The organism is Allobosea sp. 47.2.35, assembly GCF_024655635.1.
Taxonomy (GTDB): domain Bacteria; phylum Pseudomonadota; class Alphaproteobacteria; order Rhizobiales; family Beijerinckiaceae; genus Allobosea.
Window position 1 is genome coordinate 64,890 of the sequence record NZ_JANLGI010000001.1, and the last position, 20,276, is coordinate 85,165.

At 66.4% G+C, this 20,276-nt stretch carries 21 protein-coding genes; 12 read left to right on the plus strand and 9 right to left on the minus strand.

What is annotated here, in order from left to right; genetic code table 11:
* Position 1 precedes the first annotated feature (1 nt).
* Both NUV79_RS00325 and lpdA read left to right on the plus strand, forming a co-directional pair.
* Positions 2–745, plus strand: a complete 744-nt coding sequence (locus NUV79_RS00325) for an SDR family oxidoreductase (protein WP_257731096.1) — start codon at positions 2–4, stop codon at positions 743–745.
* A 37-nt stretch (positions 746–782) separates the two neighbouring features.
* Positions 783–2,186, plus strand: coding sequence for a dihydrolipoyl dehydrogenase (gene lpdA / locus NUV79_RS00330; protein ID WP_257731097.1), 1,404 nt, complete (start codon positions 783–785; stop codon positions 2,184–2,186).
* A gap of 138 nt (positions 2,187–2,324) precedes the next feature.
* Here lpdA and folD read toward each other — a convergent pair whose 3' ends face one another.
* The gene (gene folD / locus NUV79_RS00335; protein ID WP_257731098.1) at positions 2,325–3,185 is read right to left on the minus strand and encodes a bifunctional methylenetetrahydrofolate dehydrogenase/methenyltetrahydrofolate cyclohydrolase FolD; all 861 of its coding nucleotides are present in this window, start codon (positions 3,183–3,185) and stop codon (positions 2,325–2,327) included.
* A 190-nt stretch (positions 3,186–3,375) separates the two neighbouring features.
* On the opposite strand from folD, the gene NUV79_RS00340 reads away from it, so the two are divergent.
* From NUV79_RS00340 to NUV79_RS00360, 5 genes are all read left to right on the plus strand, one after another.
* Complete coding sequence (locus NUV79_RS00340; protein WP_257731099.1) at positions 3,376–4,701, plus strand: cytosine deaminase; 1,326 nt, start codon at positions 3,376–3,378, stop codon at positions 4,699–4,701.
* Positions 4,698–6,122: an FAD-binding oxidoreductase gene (locus NUV79_RS00345; protein WP_257731100.1), complete on the plus strand. Its 1,425-nt coding sequence runs from the start codon at positions 4,698–4,700 to the stop codon at positions 6,120–6,122. Before NUV79_RS00340 ends, NUV79_RS00345 begins: the two co-directional genes overlap by 4 nt.
* A gap of 2 nt (positions 6,123–6,124) precedes the next feature.
* Positions 6,125–6,706, plus strand: coding sequence for an NAD(P)H-dependent oxidoreductase (locus tag NUV79_RS00350; protein ID WP_257731101.1), 582 nt, complete (start codon positions 6,125–6,127; stop codon positions 6,704–6,706).
* 104 nt (positions 6,707–6,810) lie between these two features.
* Positions 6,811–7,293, plus strand: a complete 483-nt coding sequence (locus NUV79_RS00355; protein WP_257731102.1) for a MarR family winged helix-turn-helix transcriptional regulator — start codon at positions 6,811–6,813, stop codon at positions 7,291–7,293.
* A gap of 94 nt (positions 7,294–7,387) precedes the next feature.
* On the plus strand, positions 7,388–8,311 hold the full coding sequence (locus NUV79_RS00360; RefSeq protein WP_257731103.1) for a DMT family transporter: 924 nt from the start codon (positions 7,388–7,390) through the stop codon (positions 8,309–8,311).
* 210 nt (positions 8,312–8,521) lie between these two features.
* Here NUV79_RS00360 and NUV79_RS00365 read toward each other — a convergent pair whose 3' ends face one another.
* The 3 genes from NUV79_RS00365 to NUV79_RS00375 form a co-directional block, all read right to left on the minus strand.
* Positions 8,522–10,480 (minus strand): potassium transporter Kup, encoded by a 1,959-nt coding sequence (locus NUV79_RS00365; RefSeq protein WP_374678573.1) that lies wholly within the window; start codon positions 10,478–10,480, stop codon positions 8,522–8,524.
* Between the two features lie 78 nt (positions 10,481–10,558).
* Positions 10,559–11,833, minus strand: a complete 1,275-nt coding sequence (ispG, locus tag NUV79_RS00370) for a flavodoxin-dependent (E)-4-hydroxy-3-methylbut-2-enyl-diphosphate synthase (protein WP_257731104.1) — start codon at positions 11,831–11,833, stop codon at positions 10,559–10,561.
* Positions 11,834–11,845: 12 nt separating this feature from the next.
* Positions 11,846–12,388: a Fur family transcriptional regulator gene (locus tag NUV79_RS00375; protein ID WP_257731105.1), complete on the minus strand. Its 543-nt coding sequence runs from the start codon at positions 12,386–12,388 to the stop codon at positions 11,846–11,848.
* 112 nt (positions 12,389–12,500) lie between these two features.
* Here NUV79_RS00375 and NUV79_RS00380 point away from each other — a divergent pair, with 112 nt between their 5' ends.
* The 3 genes from NUV79_RS00380 (at position 12,501) to NUV79_RS00390 (ending at position 14,896) form a co-directional block, all read left to right on the plus strand.
* Positions 12,501–13,286 (plus strand): 3-hydroxybutyrate dehydrogenase, encoded by a 786-nt coding sequence (locus tag NUV79_RS00380; protein ID WP_257731106.1) that lies wholly within the window; start codon positions 12,501–12,503, stop codon positions 13,284–13,286.
* Entirely contained in the window at positions 13,283–14,356 is a 1,074-nt protein-coding gene (locus tag NUV79_RS00385) for a patatin-like phospholipase family protein (protein WP_257731107.1), read from the plus strand. Before NUV79_RS00380 ends, NUV79_RS00385 begins: the two co-directional genes overlap by 4 nt.
* Before the next feature lie 123 nt (positions 14,357–14,479).
* Positions 14,480–14,896 carry a DUF3830 family protein gene (locus NUV79_RS00390; RefSeq protein WP_047578809.1) on the plus strand — a complete coding sequence of 139 codons (417 nt, stop codon included), beginning with the start codon at positions 14,480–14,482 and terminating at the stop codon, positions 14,894–14,896.
* A gap of 56 nt (positions 14,897–14,952) precedes the next feature.
* Here NUV79_RS00390 and ybaL read toward each other — a convergent pair whose 3' ends face one another.
* The 3 genes from ybaL to NUV79_RS00405 form a co-directional block, all read right to left on the minus strand.
* A complete protein-coding gene (gene ybaL, locus NUV79_RS00395; RefSeq protein WP_257731108.1) occupies positions 14,953–16,806 on the minus strand; it encodes a YbaL family putative K(+) efflux transporter in 1,854 nt (617 codons plus the stop codon).
* Positions 16,807–16,957: 151 nt separating this feature from the next.
* Complete coding sequence (locus NUV79_RS00400) at positions 16,958–17,278, minus strand: polyhydroxyalkanoic acid system family protein (RefSeq protein WP_257731109.1); 321 nt, start codon at positions 17,276–17,278, stop codon at positions 16,958–16,960.
* Between the two features lie 137 nt (positions 17,279–17,415).
* Positions 17,416–17,625, minus strand: a complete 210-nt coding sequence (locus NUV79_RS00405) for a hypothetical protein (RefSeq protein WP_257731110.1) — start codon at positions 17,623–17,625, stop codon at positions 17,416–17,418.
* Positions 17,626–17,800: 175 nt separating this feature from the next.
* On the opposite strand from NUV79_RS00405, the gene NUV79_RS00410 reads away from it, so the two are divergent.
* On the plus strand, positions 17,801–18,466 hold the full coding sequence (locus NUV79_RS00410) for a hypothetical protein (RefSeq protein WP_257731111.1): 666 nt from the start codon (positions 17,801–17,803) through the stop codon (positions 18,464–18,466).
* Between the two features lie 102 nt (positions 18,467–18,568).
* On the opposite strand, the gene NUV79_RS00415 is transcribed toward NUV79_RS00410, so the two are convergent.
* Complete coding sequence (locus tag NUV79_RS00415; RefSeq protein WP_257731112.1) at positions 18,569–18,868, minus strand: hypothetical protein; 300 nt, start codon at positions 18,866–18,868, stop codon at positions 18,569–18,571.
* Positions 18,869–19,122: 254 nt separating this feature from the next.
* On the opposite strand from NUV79_RS00415, the gene NUV79_RS00420 reads away from it, so the two are divergent.
* Entirely contained in the window at positions 19,123–19,431 is a 309-nt protein-coding gene (locus tag NUV79_RS00420) for a hypothetical protein (protein WP_257731113.1), read from the plus strand.
* 33 nt (positions 19,432–19,464) lie between these two features.
* Here the strand turns inward: NUV79_RS00420 and iolB are convergent, their stop codons facing one another.
* Positions 19,465–20,262 carry a 5-deoxy-glucuronate isomerase gene (gene iolB / locus NUV79_RS00425; RefSeq protein ID WP_257731114.1) on the minus strand — a complete coding sequence of 266 codons (798 nt, stop codon included), beginning with the start codon at positions 20,260–20,262 and terminating at the stop codon, positions 19,465–19,467.
* Positions 20,263–20,276: the final 14 nt, after the last annotated feature.

Consider the following 20,276-nt stretch of genomic DNA (forward strand, 5'->3'; position numbering starts at 1 on the left):
CGTGTCGGGCGTTGCGATCGTCACCGGCGGGAGCCGGGGAATCGGCCGGGCGACCGCGATCCTGCTCGCGGAGCGCGGCTATGATCTCGTCGTCAATTACCAGTCCAATACTGAGGCCGCGACTGATACGGTCGCGGCCGTCAACGGCCAGGGCCGGCAGGCCGTGGCGGTCAAGGGCGATGTCGGCGACGAGGCCGATGTCGCGGCGATCTTCGCGGCAGCGGACAAGCTCGGGCGGCTGACGGCACTGGTCAACAATGCCGGCGTCATCGACGCCCCGCAGCGCCTCGACGAGATGGACACGAGCCGGCTGGACCGGATGTTCCGGATCAATCTGACCGGCAGCTTTCTCTGCGCCCGCGAGGCGGTGAAGCGGATGTCGACCCGCCATGGCGGGCAGGGTGGCGGCATCGTCAACCTGTCCTCCGCCGCGGCGGTGCTGGCCGGCGCCGGGCAATATCTGGACTATGCCGCGGCCAAGGCCGGCATCGACATCTTCACGCTCGGCCTCGCCCGCGAGGTCGCGGCCGAGGGCATCCGGGTCAATGCCGTCAGGCCCGGCATCATCGATACGGAGATCCATGCCAGCGGCGGCATGCCCGATCGCGTCGCTGCCTTGCGCGACCAGCTTCCGATGAAGCGCGAGGGCACGGCGCGCGAGGTGGCGCAGGCGATCGCCTGGCTGCTCTCGGATGAAGCCTCCTACACCAACGGAACCGTCTTGAACGTGACCGGCGGGCGCTGAAGCGCCGCCGCATTCGAACACAGGAAAGGAAGTCACCATGGCTGCGGCCTACGATCTCGTCGTCATCGGAACCGGCCCCGGCGGCTATGTCTGCGCCATCCGCGCCGCCCAGCTCGGCCTCAAGGTCGCGGTGGTCGAGAAGCGCAAGACCCATGGCGGCACCTGCCTCAATGTCGGCTGCATCCCCTCCAAGGCGCTGCTGCATGCGTCCGAGATGTTCGAGGAGGCCGGCCACACCTTCGAGAAGCTCGGCATCGTCGTCGGCAAGCCGAAGCTCGACCTCAAGGCGATGATGGCCCACAAGCAGGAGACGATCGACGCGAATGTCACCGGCGTCGGCTTCCTGCTGAAGAAGAACAAGATTGACGCCTTCCAGGGCACGGCCTCGATCCCGGCGGCTGGCAAGGTCGTCGTCACCGCCGAGGACGGCAAGGCGCAGGAGATCGAGACCAAGAACATCGTCATCGCGACGGGTTCGGAATCGGCTCCGCTGCCGGGCGTGACCATCGACGAGAAGACCGTCGTGACCTCGACCGGCGCGCTTGAGATCGGCTCGGTTCCGAAGGAGCTTGTGGTGGTCGGCGCTGGCGTGATCGGCCTCGAGATCGGCTCGGTCTGGAGCCGTCTCGGCGCCAAGGTCACGGTCGTCGAGTTCCTCGACCGCATCCTGCCCGGCATGGATGGCGAGGTCGCCAAGCAGTTCCAGCGCATCCTGGAGAAGCAGGGCTTCACCTTCCAGCTGGGATCCAAGGTCACCAAGGTCGAGACCGGCAAGAAGGGCGCGACCGTCACCGTCGAGCCCGCAGCCGGCGGCGAGGCCAAGACCCTCAATGCCGATATCGTGCTGGTCGCGATCGGCCGCCGTCCGAACACCGATGGCCTCGGCCTCGACAAGGCGGGCGTCGCGACCGAGCGAGGCCGCGTCGTCATCGACGATCACTTCAAGACCAATGTCGCCGGCATCTACGCCATCGGCGACGTGGTGCGCGGGCCGATGCTGGCGCACAAAGCCGAGGACGAGGGCGTCGCGGTCGCCGAGATCATCGCCGGCAAGCACGGCCATGTGAACTACGACGCCATTCCCGGCATCGTCTACACGGCTCCGGAAGTCGCCGCGATCGGCAAGACCGAGGAAGAGCTCAAGGCGGCCGGCGTCGCCTACAAGATCGGCAAGTTCCCGTTCACGGCCAATGGTCGCGCCCGCGCCATGCGCCATACCGAGGGCTTCGTGAAGGTGCTGGCCGATGCGGCGACCGACCGTGTGCTCGGCTGCCACATCATCGGCCCGCATGCCGGCGACCTGATCGCCGAGGTGACGGTGCTGATGGAGTTCGGCGGCTCCTCGGAAGATCTCGCCCGCACCTGCCACGCGCATCCGACGCTGGCCGAAGCGGTGAAGGAAGCCGCGATGGCGGTCGAGAAGCGCCAGATCCATATGTGATCGTGACGCGCCGTGCCTCTGGTGCGGCCCTGCTGCAAGAACAAAAAAGGAGCTGCAGGATTGCAGCTCCTTTTTTTTGTTGGAGGACCAGCTGAGGAAGGGCCAGGCCGCTCGCGGCGGCCTCGTTGGCTGCCGAGCTCAGCCGCGCCGCGCGTGGAAGGCCGTCAGCGTGTTCTTGAGCAGGCAGGCGATAGTCATCGGGCCGACGCCGCCAGGGACCGGGGTGATCGCGCCCGCGACCTTCACGGCCTCCGCGAAATCGACGTCGCCGGTCAGCTTGCCGTCGGGCAGGCGATTGATGCCGACATCGATCACGGTCGCGCCGGGCTTGATCCAGTCGCCCTTGACCATGCGCGGGCGGCCGACGGCGGCGATGACGATATCGGCGCGCTTCACCACGGCAGCCAGGTCACGCGTGCGCGAATGGGCGATGGTGACGGTGCAGTCGGCCTGGAGCAGGAGCTGCGCGACCGGGCGGCCGACCAGCTCCGAGCGGCCGATCATCACGGCGTCGAGCCCCGACAGCGAAGGCAGCGCCTGCTTCAGCAGCAGCATGCAGCCGAGCGGTGTGCAGGGCACAAGCCCGTTCTTGCCGCCGGCGAGGAGGCCGGCATTGATCGGGTGCAGGCCATCGACATCCTTGGCCGGGTCGATGGCGTCGATGATGCGGCCCGTATTGATGTGCTTCGGCAGCGGGAGTTGGACGAGGATGCCGTCGACGCTGTCGTCGGCGTTCAGCTCGGCGAGCTTGGCGAGGAGCTCAGCCTCGGTCGTCTCGGCCGGCAGCCGGTGCGCGACCGAGTTCATGCCGATCTCGACCGCGAGCTTCTCCTTCGAGGCGACATAGACCTTGCTGGCCGGGTCCTCGCCGACGAGGACGACATGGAGGCCGGGCACGATGCCCCGCGCCGCCTTGATCGCCGCGACCGCGCGACCGATCTCGGCCCTGAGCGCGGCCGCGGTGGCCTTACCGTCGATGATGCGGGCTTCGCCGGTCATGGGTCCGACCTCGTATTGGCTGATGACGCCGCCCTCATGCGCGATCCGGCCGGCATGAACAAGCCCGAATGCGCGGCTTTCCCGGCTGCGACGTCATCAGCGGGGGAGGAGAGGCCGGCGCGGCTTGCGGCTGTTCCATCGGCCCGGTATCTCCGAACCGGAGCTTGAGGGGCAGGAGAGGCGAGACAACGTGACGACCGGTTTCGCCCGCCTGCCCGATGCGCCTGCCTTTCGCCTGACCGATCTGCGCGTGCCCGCCTGTCTGGTCGAAGGCATCGATATCCCGGCTGACCGCAACGGGCTGGCGCGTGTCGATCTCGCGATCGCGGATGGTCGCGTGGCCGCGATCTCTTCTGCCGGTGCGGCTTCCACAGGAGCAGGCCCCGTTTTGAACCTCGCCGACGGCATCGTGCTGCCGCGGCTCGTCGATGCGCATGTCCATCTCGACAAGGGCCATATCTGGCCGCGCAGCCCCAACCCGGACGGCACCTTTCCGGGGGCATTGAACACCGTCGGCGCCGATCGCGAGGCGAACTGGTCGGCCGGGGACGTGCGGGCACGCATGGATTTCTCGCTGCGCGGCGCCTTCGCCCATGGCACGGCGGCGATGCGGACGCATCTCGATTCGCTGGGCAAGCAGATCGGCATCTCCTGGCCGGTCTATGCGGAACTGCGGGCGGAATGGGCCGGGCGTATCGCGCTCCAAGCCTCGCCGCTTTTCGGGGCCGATGCTGCGCTCGATCCCGCGCATATGCAGGTGATCGTCGCTGCCGTGAAGGCGCATGGCGACAAGCTGCTCGGCTGCGTTACCTACATGATCCCCGAGCTCGACCGGGCGCTCGACATCCTGTTCCGGGCGGCGATCGAAAACGGCTTCGATCTCGATTTCCATGTCGACGAGACCAATGACCCGGCGGCGCGCTCGCTGGAACACATCGCGGATGCGGCCCTGCGACATCGCTTCGCGGGCAAGATCCTCTGCGGGCATTGCTGTTCGCTTGCGCTTCAGGCGCCGGAGGACGCGGCGCGCATCATCGCCAAGGTGCGCGAAGCCGGCATTGCCGTGGTCTCGCTGCCGCTGTGCAATATGTATCTGCAGGACCGCCAGCAAGGCCGCACGCCGCGCTGGCGTGGCGTCACGGCTCTGCATGAACTGAAGGCCGCCGGCGTGCCGGTGATGATCGCCTCCGACAACACGCGTGACCCGTTCTATGCCTATGGCGATCTCGATCTCGTCGAGGTGCTGCGCGAGGGCACCCGCATCCTCCAGCTCGACCATTCCGAACCGGACTGGGCCGATGCCGTGGCACGTACGCCAGCTGAGACGATGGGCATCGCAGCCGGCATCATCGCGGTCGGCGCCCCGGCTGATCTCATCCTGACGCGGGCGCGCGACTGGACCGAATTCTTCTCCCGGCCGCAGGCCGATCGCACCGTGCTGGTTGCCGGCAAGGCGATCGACCGGACGCTGCCGGACTACCGCGAACTCGACCATCTGATGGGCAGAGCATCATGACCGCACGCTACGACATCGCCACGCTGAAGACGCGCCTCGGCGGCATCCGCACCGAGGAGAACCCGGCGCTGGTGAAGCAGAAGAGCCGCGACTTCTTCTGGTACTCGCCGATCCTGAAGCGCCAGCTTGACCATGTCGTCGCCGATATCGTGGTCTCACCGGTGAGCGAGGCTGAGGTCGTGCAGGTGCTCGCCGCCTGCCACGAACTCGGCATTCCCGTGACGCCGCGCGGCACCGGCACCGGCAATTACGGCCAGGCGATGCCGCTCTCGGGTGGCGTGCTGCTCGATCTCTCCGGCTTCAACAAGGTCAAGGAGATCGCCGCCGGCCGCTATGTCGCCGAGCCCGGCGCGATCATGGCCCGGATCGACGACGAGACGCGTGCGCATTCGCGGCAGGAGCTGCGCCTGCACCCCTCGACCTACCAGACGGCCTCGATCGGCGGCTTCATTGCCGGCGGTTCGGGTGGCGTCGGCTCGATCAAATGGGGCGGCTTGCGCGACTGGGGCAATATCATCCGGCTCAAGGTCGCGACGATGGAGGCAAGCCCGCGTATCCTCGAATTCTCCGGCGAGGACCTGCACAAGGTCGCCCATGCCTATGGCACCAACGGCATCATCACCGAGGTCGAGATGCCGCTCGGCCCGGCCTACAATTGGGTCGATGTCATCGTCGGCTTCGAGGACCTGCGGGCCGCGACCGAATTCGCCAACGCCGTCGGCGAGCAGGACGGGCTCGCGCTGAAGAACCTCTGCGTCGTCGCCGCGCCGGCCCCGCATGACTACTTCCTGCGTCACCGCAAGTTCCTGCCGCGCGACAGCCATCTCGTCATCGTCATGGCTGCCGATTTCGCGGTCGATGCGCTCTGCGCCTATGCCCGTCGCTTCAAGGGCGCGGAGCTTCTGCTGCGCACCGACAAGCTCTCGCCCGAGGATGCCAAGGGCCTGCCGCCGGCCTATGAACTCGGCTGGAACCACACGACGCTCAGGGCTTTGCGCGTCGATCCGGCGATCACCTATCTGCAGGTGCTCTACCCCTATCCCAATCAGGTCGAGCTGGTGGACAAGATCCATGCCCGGTTCGGTGACGAGGTGACCTGCCATCTCGAATTCGTGCGCTTCGACGGCAAGATCACCTGCTTCGGCCTGCCGCTGGTGCGCTTCACCACGGAGGAGCGGCTTGAGGAGATCATGGCGATCCATGAGGAGATGGGCGCGCCGATCTTCAACCCGCATCGCTATACGCTGGAGGAAGGGGGCATGAAGCAGACCGACGAAACGCAGCTCGCCTTCAAGCGCGAGGCCGATCCGCAGGGCCTGCTCAACCCCGGCAAGATGATCGCCTGGGAAGACCCGTCCTACGACTACCGCTCGGGCAAGACCTTCCTGTTCCGCAGCCTCAGCGAGGCCGGGGTCGGCTAAGCATGCGCGTCCTCGTCCTCTATGCCCATCCGGTGCCGGAAAGCTTCGGCGCCGCCATCCACGAGACGGTCGTCGCCAGCCTGAAGGCGGCCGGGCACGAGGTCGACGATTGCGATCTCTATGCCGAGGGCTTCGACCCGGTGCTGAGCCGGGAGGAGCGGCGCGGCTATCATGATCTCGACAGCAACACGCTGCCGGTCGCTGCCTATGTCGAGCGGGTGAAGCGGGCCGAGGCGCTGGTGCTGTGCTTCCCGGTCTGGAATTTCGGTTATCCCGCGATTCTCAAGGGCTTCCTGGATCGCGTCTTCCTGCCGGGCGTCTCGTTCAAGATGGTCGATGGCAAGGCGCAGCCGGCTTTGCACAATATTCGCCGGCTGGTCGCGGTGACCAGCTATGGCGGCTCGCGCTGGCGCGCTTTCCTGATGGGCGACCCGCCGCGCAAGGCGGTCTGCCGAGCTCTGCGGGCGGTCTGCCACCCGTTGGCTCGCACGACCTATCTCGCCCATCACGAGATGAATCTCTCGACTCCGGCAAGCCGGGCCGCTTTCCTGAAAAAAGTCGCGACCAAACTCACGCTCTCGTAGCTCTGACATATCACTGTCATCCGTCTGTCATGTTCGCGCGCGAATACGCAGCCGGCGAAGCGTCTTGCTTATCCGTCCAAGGATCGGCCCGAAGGATCGACCCCATGACCAAGGCAATCGAGAAGAGTGTCGGCCGTGCCCTGCTCGTGACCGCGCGGCTGCACCGCTCGCGGATGGGCGAGAGGTTGAACGGCCTGGGCTTGTTTCCGGGGCAGGAGCAGGCGCTGAAGGCGCTGCAGCCGGCCCCGATGACGATGGGCGAGCTCGCCGCGCTGCTGCGCGTCAAGCCGCCGACCGTGTCGAAGACGATCGGGCGGCTTTCGTTGCAAGGCCTCGTGACCCGCGAGGGCGGCAATCGCGACGGCCGCCTTGTGCAGGTCGCGTTGACCGAGGCGGGCCAGAGCACGGCGGCCGAGCTCGACGCGGTCTGGAACGAGGTCGAGGAAGAGCTGCTCGACAAGCTCGACGGCAAGGAGCGCAAGCAGTTGCGCAAGCTCCTGCGCAAGGCGGCCAAGGGTCTCTCCAAGGCGGGCGCCGAGCATGAGGATGCCGACGGCGATCTCGACGAGGCCGATAGCGACGCCTGATTTCTGCATGGAACGCATGCTTCAGTGTAGTGGTCAGGCTGTCTAAATCGGTTCAATCTGCTCTCGTCATTCCTCCAGAGCATGGCGAGACTCTGTGTCCTCCCCTTCAGTGGCGCCTTCCGAGACGGGCCGCACCCGCATGGCCGCGATCGGCCTGATGTGCGCGGCCGTCCTGCTGTTCTCGATGCTGGATACCAGCGCGAAATGGCTGGGCCAGTCGATGAACCCGCTGCAGGTGGTTTTCGCGCGCTATGCCGGCAGCATGATCCTGGTGCTGGCCGTCATCAATCCGTGGACACGCCCCGGCGTGCTGCGGACCAAGCGGCCCTGGCTGCAATGGAGCCGCTCGCTGCTGCTGCTCGGCTCGACGGCGCTGAACTTCGTGGCGCTGCGCTATCTCCAGCTCGCCGAGACGATCTCGATCATGTTCGCGACGCCCCTGCTGGTGGCGCTGGCCTCGGGGCCGCTGCTCGGCGAATGGCCGGGGCCGCGCCGGCTCGCGGCGATCGGCGTCGGCTTCATCGGCGTGCTGGTGGTGACGCGGCCCGGCATCGGCGGCATGCATCCGGCGGCGTTGCTGATCGTGCTCGGCTGCCTGTGCTACGCCTTCTACTCGCTCTCGACCCGGATGCTCTCCGGCCATGATTCATCGGAAACGACGATGATCTATTCCGGCGCTGCGGGGACGCTGGCGACCATCCCGCTGCTGCCCTGGATCTGGGAGACGCCGCAGACGCTGCTGCCCTGGCTCCTGATGATCGCCGTCGGCGCGCTCGGCGGCTTCGGCCACTGGCTGCTGATCCTGGCGCATCGATTGGCGCCGGCGACGGTGCTGGCGCCCTTCATCTATTCGCAGATCATCTGGATGCTGCTGCTCGGCTGGCTCGTCTTCGACCAGTTGCCGGATCGCTGGACCTTCGTCGGCGCCGGCATCGTGATCGCGTCCGGGCTCTACCTGCTCTATCGCGAGCGGGTGCAGCACGTGCCGAAGGAAGCGGCTTCGGCACGGCTGGATTGAGAGACTACTCGGCAACTCTACTGCGGCGGCCGACTGACGGCGCTTTCTGCGCTTCCGGTGCTCACGTACTGTAGTACGCTCCGCTCCGGTTCTCGAAAACACCGCCATTCGACTCTCCGCAGCGACTTGCCAAGCAGTCTCTGCGGCGCGCTATTCGTTCCCTCCAAGGTGATTGCTTGGCAATGCCTCGGAGCGACGACTCGATCCGTGTCAGACCGTGACCTGCGTGCCGACTTCGACGACGCGGCCGGTCGGGATCTGGAAGAAGTCCGTCGCGTCGGTGGCGCTCTTGGTCAGGCCGATGAAGAGATTGTCCTGCCACATCGGCATGCCCGATTGCGGCGAGGCCTTGATCGAGCGGCGTGAGAGGAAGAACGAGGTCGACATGATGTCGAACTTGAAGCCCTGCTTGCGCAGCATGGCCAGCCCCTTCGGCACGTTCGGGCTCTCCATGTAGCCGTAGACCATGTCGACGCGCCAGAAATCGTCGGTGATGCGGGCGAGGCGCACGCGCTCCTCTTCCAGCACGCGCGGCGTATCGGCCGAGCGCACGGTCAGGATCATGTTGCGCTCGTGCAGCACCTTGTTGTGCTTGAGGTTGTGCAGCAGCGAGGCCGGCGCGGTCTCGGGGTCGCTGGTCAGGAAGACGGCCATGCCCTTGACGCGGGCGGGCGGGCTCTTCGAGAGCATGGTGACGAGCTCGAGGAGCGGCACGTCGGTCTTGCGGGTCTTGTCGAAGAGGATCTTGGTGCCGCGCATCCAGGTCCACATCACCAATGTCAGGCCCATGGCGAGCAGGATCGGCACATAGCCGCCGTGGAACAGCTTCAGCATGTTGGCGGAGAAGAATGCGACATCGACCAGCAGGAAAGGCAGGATGATCGCGGCGGTGGCCGGCGCGCTCCAGCCCCAGTGACGGCGGATGACGATGGCCGCGAGCAGGGACGAGACCACCATCGTACCGAAGACCGAGATGCCATAGGCGTGCGACAGGCTGGACGAGGTCCGGAACGACCAGACCAGGATCAGCACGATAACGAGCAGCAGCAGGTTGACGCGCGGCACGTAGATCTGGCCGGAAGTCTGCTCGGAGGTGTGCCGGATCTCCATGCGCGGCAAGAGGCCGAGCTGAATCGCCTGCCGGGTCAGCGAGAAGGCGCCGGTGATCACAGCCTGACTGGCGATGATGGTGGCGACCGTCGCCATGATCACGAAGGGCAGCAGGAAGCCCTGCGGCGCCAGGCGGTAGAATGGATTGTCGATGGCGCTGGGGTCGGCGAGGATCAGCGCGCCCTGGCCGAGATAGTTCAGCCACAAGGCCGGGAAGACGACATAGAGCCAGGCGCCCCGGATCGGGCCGCGGCCGAAATGGCCCATATCGCCATAGAGCGCCTCGGCGCCGGTGACGGCCAGACAGACCGAGCCAAGCACGGCGAGCCCGACGCCGGCATGGTCGCGGAAGAAGAGCAGCGCGTAGTACGGATTGATCGAGCGGAAGACGCTGAGGTCGTCGGCGATGTGGTAGATGCCGAGCCCGGCCAGCGTCACGAACCAGATCAGCATGATCGGTCCGAAGAAGGTCGCGACGCGATGCGTGCCGTGGCTCTGGACAAGGAAGAGGCCAATCAGGATCGCGGAGGCGATCCAGAGGATATAGTCGTTCAGTGCCGGCGTGATCAGCTTGATGCCTTCGATCGCCGAAAGCACCGAGATCGCCGGGGTGATGACGGTGTCGCCGTAGAACAGGCCGGCGCCGATCATGCCGAGGAAGAGCGCGACATAGCTGCGGGAGCGGCCGAGGCTGCGCTGCGCCAATGCGACGAGCGTCAGGATGCCGCCTTCGCCATTATTGTCGGCGCGCATCAGCAGCACGACATATTTCAGCGTGACGACGACGACGAGCGACCAGAGGATCAACGAGAGGACGCCGATGACGACGCTGGGCGGGATCGCAGCCTTCTCGTCGCCGCCGGTCGCGGCCAAGAGGGTTTCGCGCAGCGCGTAGAGCGGGCTCGTGCCGATATCGCCGTAGACGACACCGAGGGCACCGAGCGCCAGCGCCCCATAGCCCATCTTGCCGTGGCCACCGTTCTGGCCGTGCCCGGCATCGAGGCCGAAGCGTGAATCCTCCGGCCGAACGGTCGCAGGATTCGGGTTCTCATGCCCCATCAGGGATCTCCGCGCATGCTGCGGTGCAGCGAAAGGCCGGGGCCTCTAGCACGTTGCGGGCGGCGCGCAAAGGCGGGATCAGCCGGTGGCACCGAGACCGACGCCATAGCGCCGCTCGACATAGCTGGCGACCATGGCCTTGAACTCGGCGGCGATGCCGGCGCCGCGGAGCGTCGCGACCTTCTTGCCGTCGACGAAGACAGGCGCGGTCGGCGCCTCGCCGGTGCCGGGGAGCGAGATGCCGATATCGGCATGCTTGGACTCGCCGGGGCCGTTGACGATGCAGCCCATCACCGCGACGTTGAGGTTCTCGACGCCGGGATACTGGGTCTTCCATTCGGGCATGGAGGTGGAAATCCAGCTCTGGATATCCTGCGCCAGCTCCTGGAACACGGTCGAGGTGGTGCGGCCGCAGCCGGGGCAGGCGGCCACCAGCGGCACGAAGGCGCGGAAGCCCATGGTCTGGAGCAGCTCCTGCGCCGTCCTGACCTCCAGCGTGCGGTCGCCGCCGGGCTCGGGCGTGAGCGAATAGCGGATGGTGTCGCCGATGCCTTCCTGCAGGAGGATGCCGAGCGCGGCCGAGGAGGCGACGATGCCCTTCGAGCCCATGCCGGCCTCGGTCAGGCCGAGATGGATCGCGTAATTCGCCCGGCTCGCCAGCATGCGGTAGACCGTGATCAGGTCCTGCACGCCGGAGACCTTGGCGGAGAGGATGATGTATTCGCGGGCGAGGCCGAGTTCCTCGGCGCGCTCGGCCGAGAGCAGGGCGGACTGTACCATCGCCTCGCGCATGATGGCGCGGGCATCGAGCGGGCGCACCGCGCGTGCGTTCTCGTCCATCAGCGCCGTCAGCAGTTCCTGATCGAGCGAGCCCCAGTTGGCGCCGATGCGGACCGGCTTGCTGTGCTTGATCGCGAGCTCGATGATCTGGCTGAACTGCTTGTCCTTCTTGTCCTTGAAGCCGACATTGCCGGGGTTGATCCGGTACTTGGCCAGCGCCTCGGCACAGGCCGGATGGTCGGTCAGCAGCTTGTGGCCGATATAGTGGAAGTCGCCGACGAGGGGCACGTCGACGCCGATGCGGTCGAGCCTCTCCCTGATCTTCGGTACCGCCGCCGCGGCCTCGTCGCGATCGACGGTGATGCGGACAAGCTCCGAACCCTGCCTGGCGAGCGCGGCGACCTGCGCGACCGTCGCCGCGATATCGGCGGTGTCGGTATTGGTCATCGACTGCACGACGATGGGCGCGCCGCCGCCGACGGTGACATGGCCGACCTTGACGGGGACGGTGAGCTGACGGCCCTGCGGGCCGGCGCGTTCCGGCGTCAGATAGGAAAAGGCGCGCTCATTCATGCGGGCTCTCTATCATGATCCGGCATTCCGGCAATGCTCGCAGCGCCCGACGATCTCGACCATCTGGTGCGAGGGTGAGAATTGCCGGTTTTCCGCGATCGCCGCCACCGCTTTCTTCATCGCGGGCGAGGAATCCTCGTCGACGCCGCCGCAGGATTCGCAGATCAGGAAGGCGACGACCTCGTTCGCGCCATGGCCGTGCAGGCAGGCGATATAGGCGTTCTTCGAGGAGAGGCGGTGAACGAAGCCCTGCTCGACCAGGAAATCGAGCGCGCGATAGATCGAGATCGGCGCGAGCCGGCGCCCGCCAGCCGGCGAGATCCGGTCCGCGAGGTCATAGGCCCCGACCGGGCGATGATCGGCATGGAGCGCCTCCAGCGCCTGCCGCCGGATCGGCGTCAGGCGCAGGCCCCGCTCGCGGCAGATTCGTTCGGCCCGGGCGAGAGCCTCCGCCGCGTGGCGGCGGTGATCCTCGGCGTGGCGGCAATCGTGCCCGTCATGTGTGTGGTGCACATGGTCGTCATGCATATGCGCGTCTGACTGCATTTTCGTCATGTTGCGTTGCGAAGGGTCATCGGGCAACGTGCGGCGATATCCAGCCGTTCCATTGCCCTGTCCGGCCCGAACCTAAGCATTTTCTCCCCGATTGTCAGGAGCCTTGACGCTCATGTTCCTCAAAGACCGTACCGCCGCGATCACCGGCTCGACCTCCGGCATCGGCCTCGCCTATGCCCGCGCGCTAGCCGCGGAGGGCGCCAACCTCGTCATCAATGGCATCATGCCCCCGACCGATGCCGAGAAGCTGCGCACCGATCTGGAGCAGGAATTCGGCATCAAGGTGGTGTTTTCGGGCGCGGACATGACCAAGCCGGCCGAGATCGCCGGCTTCATCGCCGAGGGCGAGAAGGTCTTCGGCGCCATCGACATCCTGATCAACAATGCCGGCATCCAGTTCGTCTCGCCGATCGACGAGTTCCCGATCGAGAAATGGGACCAGATCATCGCGATCAACCTGTCCTCGGCCTTCCACACCATCCGCGCCGCGCTGCCTAAGATGAAGGAGAAGGGTTGGGGCCGGATCATCAACACGGCCTCGGCGCATGCCTTCGTCGCCTCGCCCTTCAAGTCGGCCTATGTCGCGGCCAAGCACGGCATCGCCGGCCTGACCAAGACCGTGGCGCTCGAAGTCGCGACCAAGGGCATCACCGTCAACGCCATCGCGCCCGGCTATGTCTGGACGCCGCTGGTCGAGAAGCAGATCCCGGACACGATGAAGGCGCGCAACATGACCAAGGAGCAGGTCATGAACGACGTGCTGCTCGCGGCGCAACCGACCAAGGAATTCGTCACAGTCGAGCAGGTCGCGGCGCTTGCCCTGTTCCTGTGCACGGATTCGGCGAAGTCGATCACCGGGACGACGCTGCCGATGGATGGCGGCTGGACCGCGGCGTGAGCGGGCGCCCTTCCCGCAAGGCCGAGCCGGTCAAGGGGCTGGTCGGGCCGAAGGCGGAGAAGACGGTTTCGCTCGCGCTGCAGGGCGGAGGCGCGCATGGCGCCTTCACCTGGGGCGTGCTCGACGCCATCCTGGAAGACGGGCGCCTCGGCATCGAGGCGCTGACCGGTACCAGCGCCGGCGCGATGAACGCCGTCGTGCTGGCCGAGGGCTGGATCGATGGCGGTATCGACGGCGCGCGGGCCAAGCTCGAGGCCTTCTGGCGGGCGATCAGCGTCGACGGCAAATATGGCGGCTCGGAGCGCTCGCTCATCGACACCATGCTTGGCGCCTGGGGCAACAATAACGGCACGCCGCCGGGCATGCTGTTCTTCGAGATGTTCGCGAAGGTCGCGAGCCCCTATGACGTCAATCCGCTGAACATCAACCCGCTGCGCGGGGTCGTCGCCGATCTCATCGATTTCGAGAAGGTCAGGGCCTGCGATGCGGTGAAGCTGTTCATCGCGGCGACCAATGTCCGCACCGGCAAGATCGCGGTGTTCGATGGCAAGGACCTGACGCCGGACCATGTGATGGCTTCGGCCTGCCTGCCAATGGTGTTCCAGGCCGTGGAGATCGATGGCGAGGCCTATTGGGACGGTGGCTACATGGGCAATCCCGCCCTGTTCCCGCTGTTCTACCAGGCGCATTGCGACGATATCCTGCTCGTTCAGATCAACCCGATCCAGCGGCGCGAGTTGCCGACCAAGGCGCGCGAGATTCAGGACCGGCTGAACGAGATCACCTTCAACGCCTCGATGCTGCGCGAGCTTCGCGCGATCGATTTCGTCAACCGGCTGATCGACGACGGAAAGCTGCCGCGCGAGGAATACAAGCGCGTGCTGATGCATCGCATCGATGGCGGTCCGCCGCTGGCGGAGCTGACCTCGTCGTCGCGGATGAACGCGGAGTGGTCCTTCCTGCTCAAGCTGCGCGACATGGGCCGAACGGCCGGCCGGCGCTGGCTGAAGCGCAATTACGAGGCGATCGGCAAGACCGGCACGCTCGACCTCCGGGAAGCGATCGGCTGAGTTCGGCGCCGCCGGCATCCTTCACGTTCCGGCGTCTCACTTGTTCCGGGAGTGCTCTTGCGCGGCCCGCGGGCGTGATGTCATTCAGCGGGTCCGAAACGCTTCCAAGAAGACGGGGATTTCATGAGCAAGCTGATCGTCACCGCCGGGCCGTTCAAGTTCGACGCGAAGTTCGAGCTGGAAGCCGCGCCGAAGACCTGCGCCGCCTTCAAGAAGCAGATGCCGTTCATCAGCAAGATGGTGCATGTGCGCTGGAGCGGCGAGGGCGTCTGGATGCCGCTCGGTGATCTCGATTTCGGCGTCGGCTACGAGAACAACACCGCTTATCCGGCTCCCGGCCACATCATCCTGTATCCGGGCGGTGTCAGCGAGACCGAGATCCTGCTCGCCTATGGCGGCGTGCAGTTCGCCAGCAAGGCCGGCGTGCTCTCGGGCAACCACTTCATCACCCTGACCTCGGGGCTGGAGAACCTCTACACGCTCGGCCGCAAGACGCTCTACGAAGGCGTGCAGGACGTGCGCTTCGACCTCGTCGACTGAGCGCAGTCCCGCGTTTGAATACGGAAAGGGCGGGGCGCAGCGCGTCCCGCCCTTTTTCATGCAGCTGCCGGAGGATCGGCCGGCGGGTCTTCCGCCGGCTTGGCCGCAGGCGGCTTGGGAGCCGGCAATTCGGCAATCGTGTCAGGCTTGGTTGTGTCTGGCGCCGTCTCGGGCTTGGCGGTGTCACTGAGGTTCTGGCAGAGCGAGAGCATGGCGCGGGCGATCTCGGCCTCGCCCATGATCGTCAGCGTCGCCCCGCATTTGGTGAGATGCGCGACCTCGGCATCGGAATGCGCGCGGGCGACGATCGGCAGGGCCGGATTCTCGGCGCGGGCCTGCTCGCAGACCTGCCCGGCCTCGAAGCTGCCGGGAATGGCGACGAAGAGGCGCACGGCCCGGCCGACGGCGGCGGCCGAGAGGACCTCGGGGTCGGCGGCATTGCCGACCAGCAATTCGGCGCCATCGCGTTTCGCCGTCTCGACCGCGTCGGGATTGTCCTCGATGACCAGGAGCTTGACGCCCTGCGAGAGCAGGCCGGCGCCGAGCAGGCTGCCGACGCGGCCATAGCCGACGATGACGATATGGTCGGCGAGGCTGGTCGGTGTGATGTCGCGCTCCGGCGGGGCTTCGGCTTCAGGCTCCGGGGCTTTTGCCTCGGGCTCGCTGGCTTCTGGAGCGGTAGCCGGTTTCGGCTTCGTGGCTGGGGCTTCTGGTGCCAGACGCTCGGCCAGGGCGAAGACGACCGGGTTCAGCAGGATCGACAGGATCGCGCCGGCGAGGATCAGGTCGCGTCCCTGCGCCGGCAGGATGCCGAGTGCCGTGCCGAGCCCGGCAAGGATGAAGGAGAACTCGCCGATCTGGGCGAGCGAGGCCGAGATGGTCAGGGCGACGGATTGCGAGCGGCCGAAGGCCCGCACGATCATCCAGGCGGCCATGGATTTGCCGATCAGGATGATGGCGAGCGTCGCGAGCAGCGGGCCGGGCGCGCGCAGGATGATGCCGGGGTCGAACAGCATGCCGACCGAGACGAAGAACAGCACCGCGAAGGCATCGCGCAGTGGCAGGGTTTCCTCGGCCGCGCGCTGCGAGAGCGGCGATTCCGAGAGGATCATGCCGGCGAAGAAGGCGCCGAGCGCGAAGGAGACACCGAACAACGTCGCCGCCGAATAGGCGACGCCGAGCGCGACCGCGAGCACCGCCAGCCTGAACAGCTCGCGCGAGCCGGTATGGGCGACCCAGTGCAGCACCCAGGGGATGACGCGCCGGCCGATCAGCAGCATGAAGGCGAGGAAGCCGATCAGCTTGGCGAAAGTCAGGCCGAGCACGCCCCAGACGCCGAGATCGAAGCGGGTGGCGAGCGGAGCACTCCCGCCGGAGGGCGTGCCGTTGATGATCTCGGCCAGCACCGGCAGCAGCACCAGCGCCAGCACCATCGCGATGTCCTCGACGATGAGCCAGCCGACCGCGATGCGCCCGCGCTCGGTCTGGACGAGGCGGCGCTCCTGCAGCGAGCGCAACAGGACGACGGTCGAGGCGGTCGACAGGGCAAGGCCGAAGACCGCGCCCGAGAACCAGTTCCAGCCCAGCAGCGTGCCGAGGCCGAGGCCGAGCAGCGTCGCGATGCCGATCTGGACGACGGCGCCCGGCACGGCGATCGCCTTCACCGAGAGCAGGTCTTTCAGGGAGAAATGCAGGCCGACGCCGAACATCAGCAGGATGACGCCGATCTCGGCCAGCTCGTTGGCGAGGTTCTGGTCGGCGACGAAGCCCGGCGTGAACGGGCCTACGGCAACGCCAGCGATGAGGTAGCCGACGAGGGGAGAGATGCGAAGCTTTTGGGCGAGAGCCCCGAAGACGAAAGCAAGGCCAAGGCCCGCGACGATGATGGCGATCAGCGGGCCGTGATGCATGGGTCTCCCGAATCCGAAAGGTCAAGAAATCAAGATTGTTTGAACATTCCGAGCATGGGGTCTCGAGGCGGCGATTTCAACCGAAAGACGTACGACTTTTCAGGCTTTCGCTGCCGAAAATTCCGGCCGCCGGGAGTGGCTGCCGGTACGGTCAGGCCTTCGGCTTCTCCAGCAGGATCTGGCCCTGCTTCTCGACGCCGATCTTGAGCTTCTCGGCGAAGACCGCGAGCATCCAGGGCAGCCTCACCTCGACGCGGATCAAGCTGTCCTCGACCTCGACGCGGCCATGGACGGTGTGGCCGAGCGCGCCGACACCGAAATGCAGCGCGTCACCCTCCCAGCGTTCCTCGATGAGCTGCATCCGGACCATGCCGAGCCGGTCGCGGATCTTGTCGACGCCGCCGCGCAGGCGTGCCAGCGCCGCGTCCCGGCCGAGATCATGCGAGATGGTGATCGAAACGGGCTTGCCCATGTCAGCTCATCGGTAAGGGAAGGAAGCCGGTATATGGCCATGGGGTGGGCGCTTTGCCAGCGCCGCATGAAAAAGCCCGCCGAACGGGCGGGCCTGGTTCTCGATCGCCTTGCCGGAACAGCCGGCTTTCATTCGCCTCAGTCGCGGTTGCTCAGGCGCTTCTGGCCGGACTGGGTGACCCGCCAGATACTGCCATCCGACTCGACGAGGCCGCGATCCTGCAGGGAATGCAGCATCGTCTCGTCGAAGATGAAGTGGCGGGTTTCCTCCTCGATGCTCTCCAGAGCGATCCATTCGGGATCGGAGAGAACGAACGGGTGAGCGATCTGGAGGTGCTGAACATGCATGCGCTTCTCCTTCTCGTTGAATGCCCCTGTTCCGCGGTCAATTGCATCCAATCATGACGCGGTCATGGCCGAACAGGTGACGAATCGTGACCCAGCTGTTTTGCCGCGGGCTTGGAACCCTCTCGCGCTGGCCTCGTTCTCTGCCATGACCCCTTTCAGAAACGGAGAGACCGCCATGGCGATCAGCAGCAACAGCTTCCCGCCCGACGTCCCGAAGGCCGATGACGAGGCGCGCGAGGCTGTGGGCGCCAGCGTGAGCAGCCTGCGTGGCAAGGCGGCGGAATTCGCCGGCAAGGCCAGCGAGACCGTCAAGGGCGGCTATGAGCGCGCCAGGGAGGCCTGGGACGAGGCTGAGCCGCTCGAGGCTGTCCGTGATGGCGGGCAGGCGGTCGTGCGGGGCGTCGAGCGCCATCCGCTCGCCGCGATCGGGCTTGGCCTTGCCGGTATCGGACTCGTGGCCTGGGCGGCGCTGCGCAGTCAGCCTTCATCAGGCTGGGAGCGCTATCAGCCGGATTACGGACGCTGGCGCGGCTGGCTTCAGGACTATGGCTCGGAGGCGGCCGATGCCGGCAACCGCGCCCTGAAGTCGGGCGGCAGCTGGCTGCGCTCGCAACGCGTCGTCGCGGATGATTATGCCGACCGTGCCGGTGACTATGCTGCGGTGGCGCGCGCTTATGCCGACCGGGGCGGACGGATACTGGCGAAGCGGGCGGAGCGCGAACCCATGGCTGTCGTGGTCGGGCTGGGGCTGGCGGCCTATGTCATCGGCTCGCTGCTGACCTCGGCTTCGGCCAGCGAGCGCCCGGCCGCGCCGGCCCGCAAGCGCGCTGCCCGGCGCTGACGCGGCTTCGGCCGCTCATCCCATGAAAAAGCCCTCCGGTGCCAAGCACCGGAGGGCTTCTCTGTTCCAAGGGCATCTTCCTCAGGAAGGCGCCCCGTTATCTCACCACCAGTAGCCACGACGGCCGTAGTAGCCGCCACGGTAGTAGGCGCGGTTGTCGGCAGCGATCAGGGCGCCGCCGATGACACCAGCGGCCACGCCGGCAGCGACGGCCGAACCGGCCTCGTTCGAGGCGCGACGGTTCTCGACATAGTTCGCCGAGCGGCACTGCTGATAGGCGCGCGTGCCGGGGCGGAAGCCCTGGGACTCACAGGTCACTTCGGCGTCGGCCATCGACTCCTGCGCGGTCTGGCAACCGGCGAGGAGCGCGGCCATCGCGCCAACAATCAGAATGCTACGCATATTTTATCCTTTTCAGCCTCCCATTGGCCTGATCCGACTTAAGAGCAGCTGCGACGGCAGGTCAAGAATGACGCGGTCTTTGCGTTAAAGTTCGCAGCGTCAAATCGCGACAATTCCGTTGCAATCGCGACAATCCGGTGAAGCTTGCTGAGGCAGCAGCGGCTTTGGCGCGGTTTCTCGATGGCTGGGCTTGCTTTTGCATCGAAGCGGCTGAACATGGGTGCAGACCCGATCAGCACAGTCCGGACCTGACGATGCCCCGCCTTTTCATCCTCTTGCCGGCCCTGCTGCTTGGCGCCTGCGCCTATCACACCTCGCGCAGCAGCATCGTCGTCGTCACCGATGCGCAAAGCGTTGTGGAGAATTGCACGAAGCTCGGCGAGATCGACGGGCATGACAGCTCCCACTCGATCATGCCGCTCGACAAGACGCGCGATTCGGTGATCACGCGCCTGAAGATCGCCGCGGCGGAGCAGGGCGGGACCCATGTCCTGACCAAGGTCGCCGACATCAAATGGAAGGGGCCGGAGACGAACGGCACCGTCTACAAGTGCAAGCCCTGAGGCGCGGCCGGGCCGCGCCTCGACAGCGAGGGCTCAGCCCTTCAGCAGCCACTCGTGCTCGGCGGCGTTGTGGAATTTCCAGGTCCGCTTCGGGCCGGCCATGACATTGAGATAATAGAGATCGTAACCGTGGCAGGTGGCGCAGGGGTGATAGCCCTTCGGCACCAGCACGACGTCGCCGTCCTCGATCGCCATCGCCTCGTCCAGGCTGCGGTCATCGGTATAGACGCGCTGGAAGCCGAAGCCCTGCGGCGGGTTGAGACGGTGGTAATAGGTCTCTTCCAGATGGGATTCGCGCGGCAGGTCGTCCTGGTCGTGCTTGTGCGGCGGATAGCTCGAGGTATTGCCGGCCGGCGTGATGACCTCGACCACGAGCAATGAATCCGCCGGCTCGTTCTCGGGCAGGATGTTGGTGACGTGGCGGGTGTTGGAGCCCTTGCCGCGGACCTCCTGGCCGAGATCGTTCGGGCTGATGACACGGATGGGCAGGCCGCCCTTGAGCCCGGGCGCCGTGCAGACGGCGAGCTCCAGATCGGTGGTGGCGGTGACCGACCAGTCGGAGCCCTCAGGGAGATAGACCGACCAGGGCTTGCCCTCGAAGGGATTCATGCGCTGGCCGAGTTCGCCGAGAGCCTCGCCGCCGGCCGTGACCTTGCCCTTGCCGGTGACGAAGACGAGGCAGGTCTCGCGGCTGCCGGTCTGCGCCGAGACGGTCTCGCCCGCCTTCAGACGGTGCAGGTCGAAGCCGACATAGGTCCAGCCGGCGCTTTCCGGCGTGACATGGGTGACGCGACCGCTCTTGCCCTGCGGCTTGACCTTGAGATGGGACATCGGCTGTTTCCTAT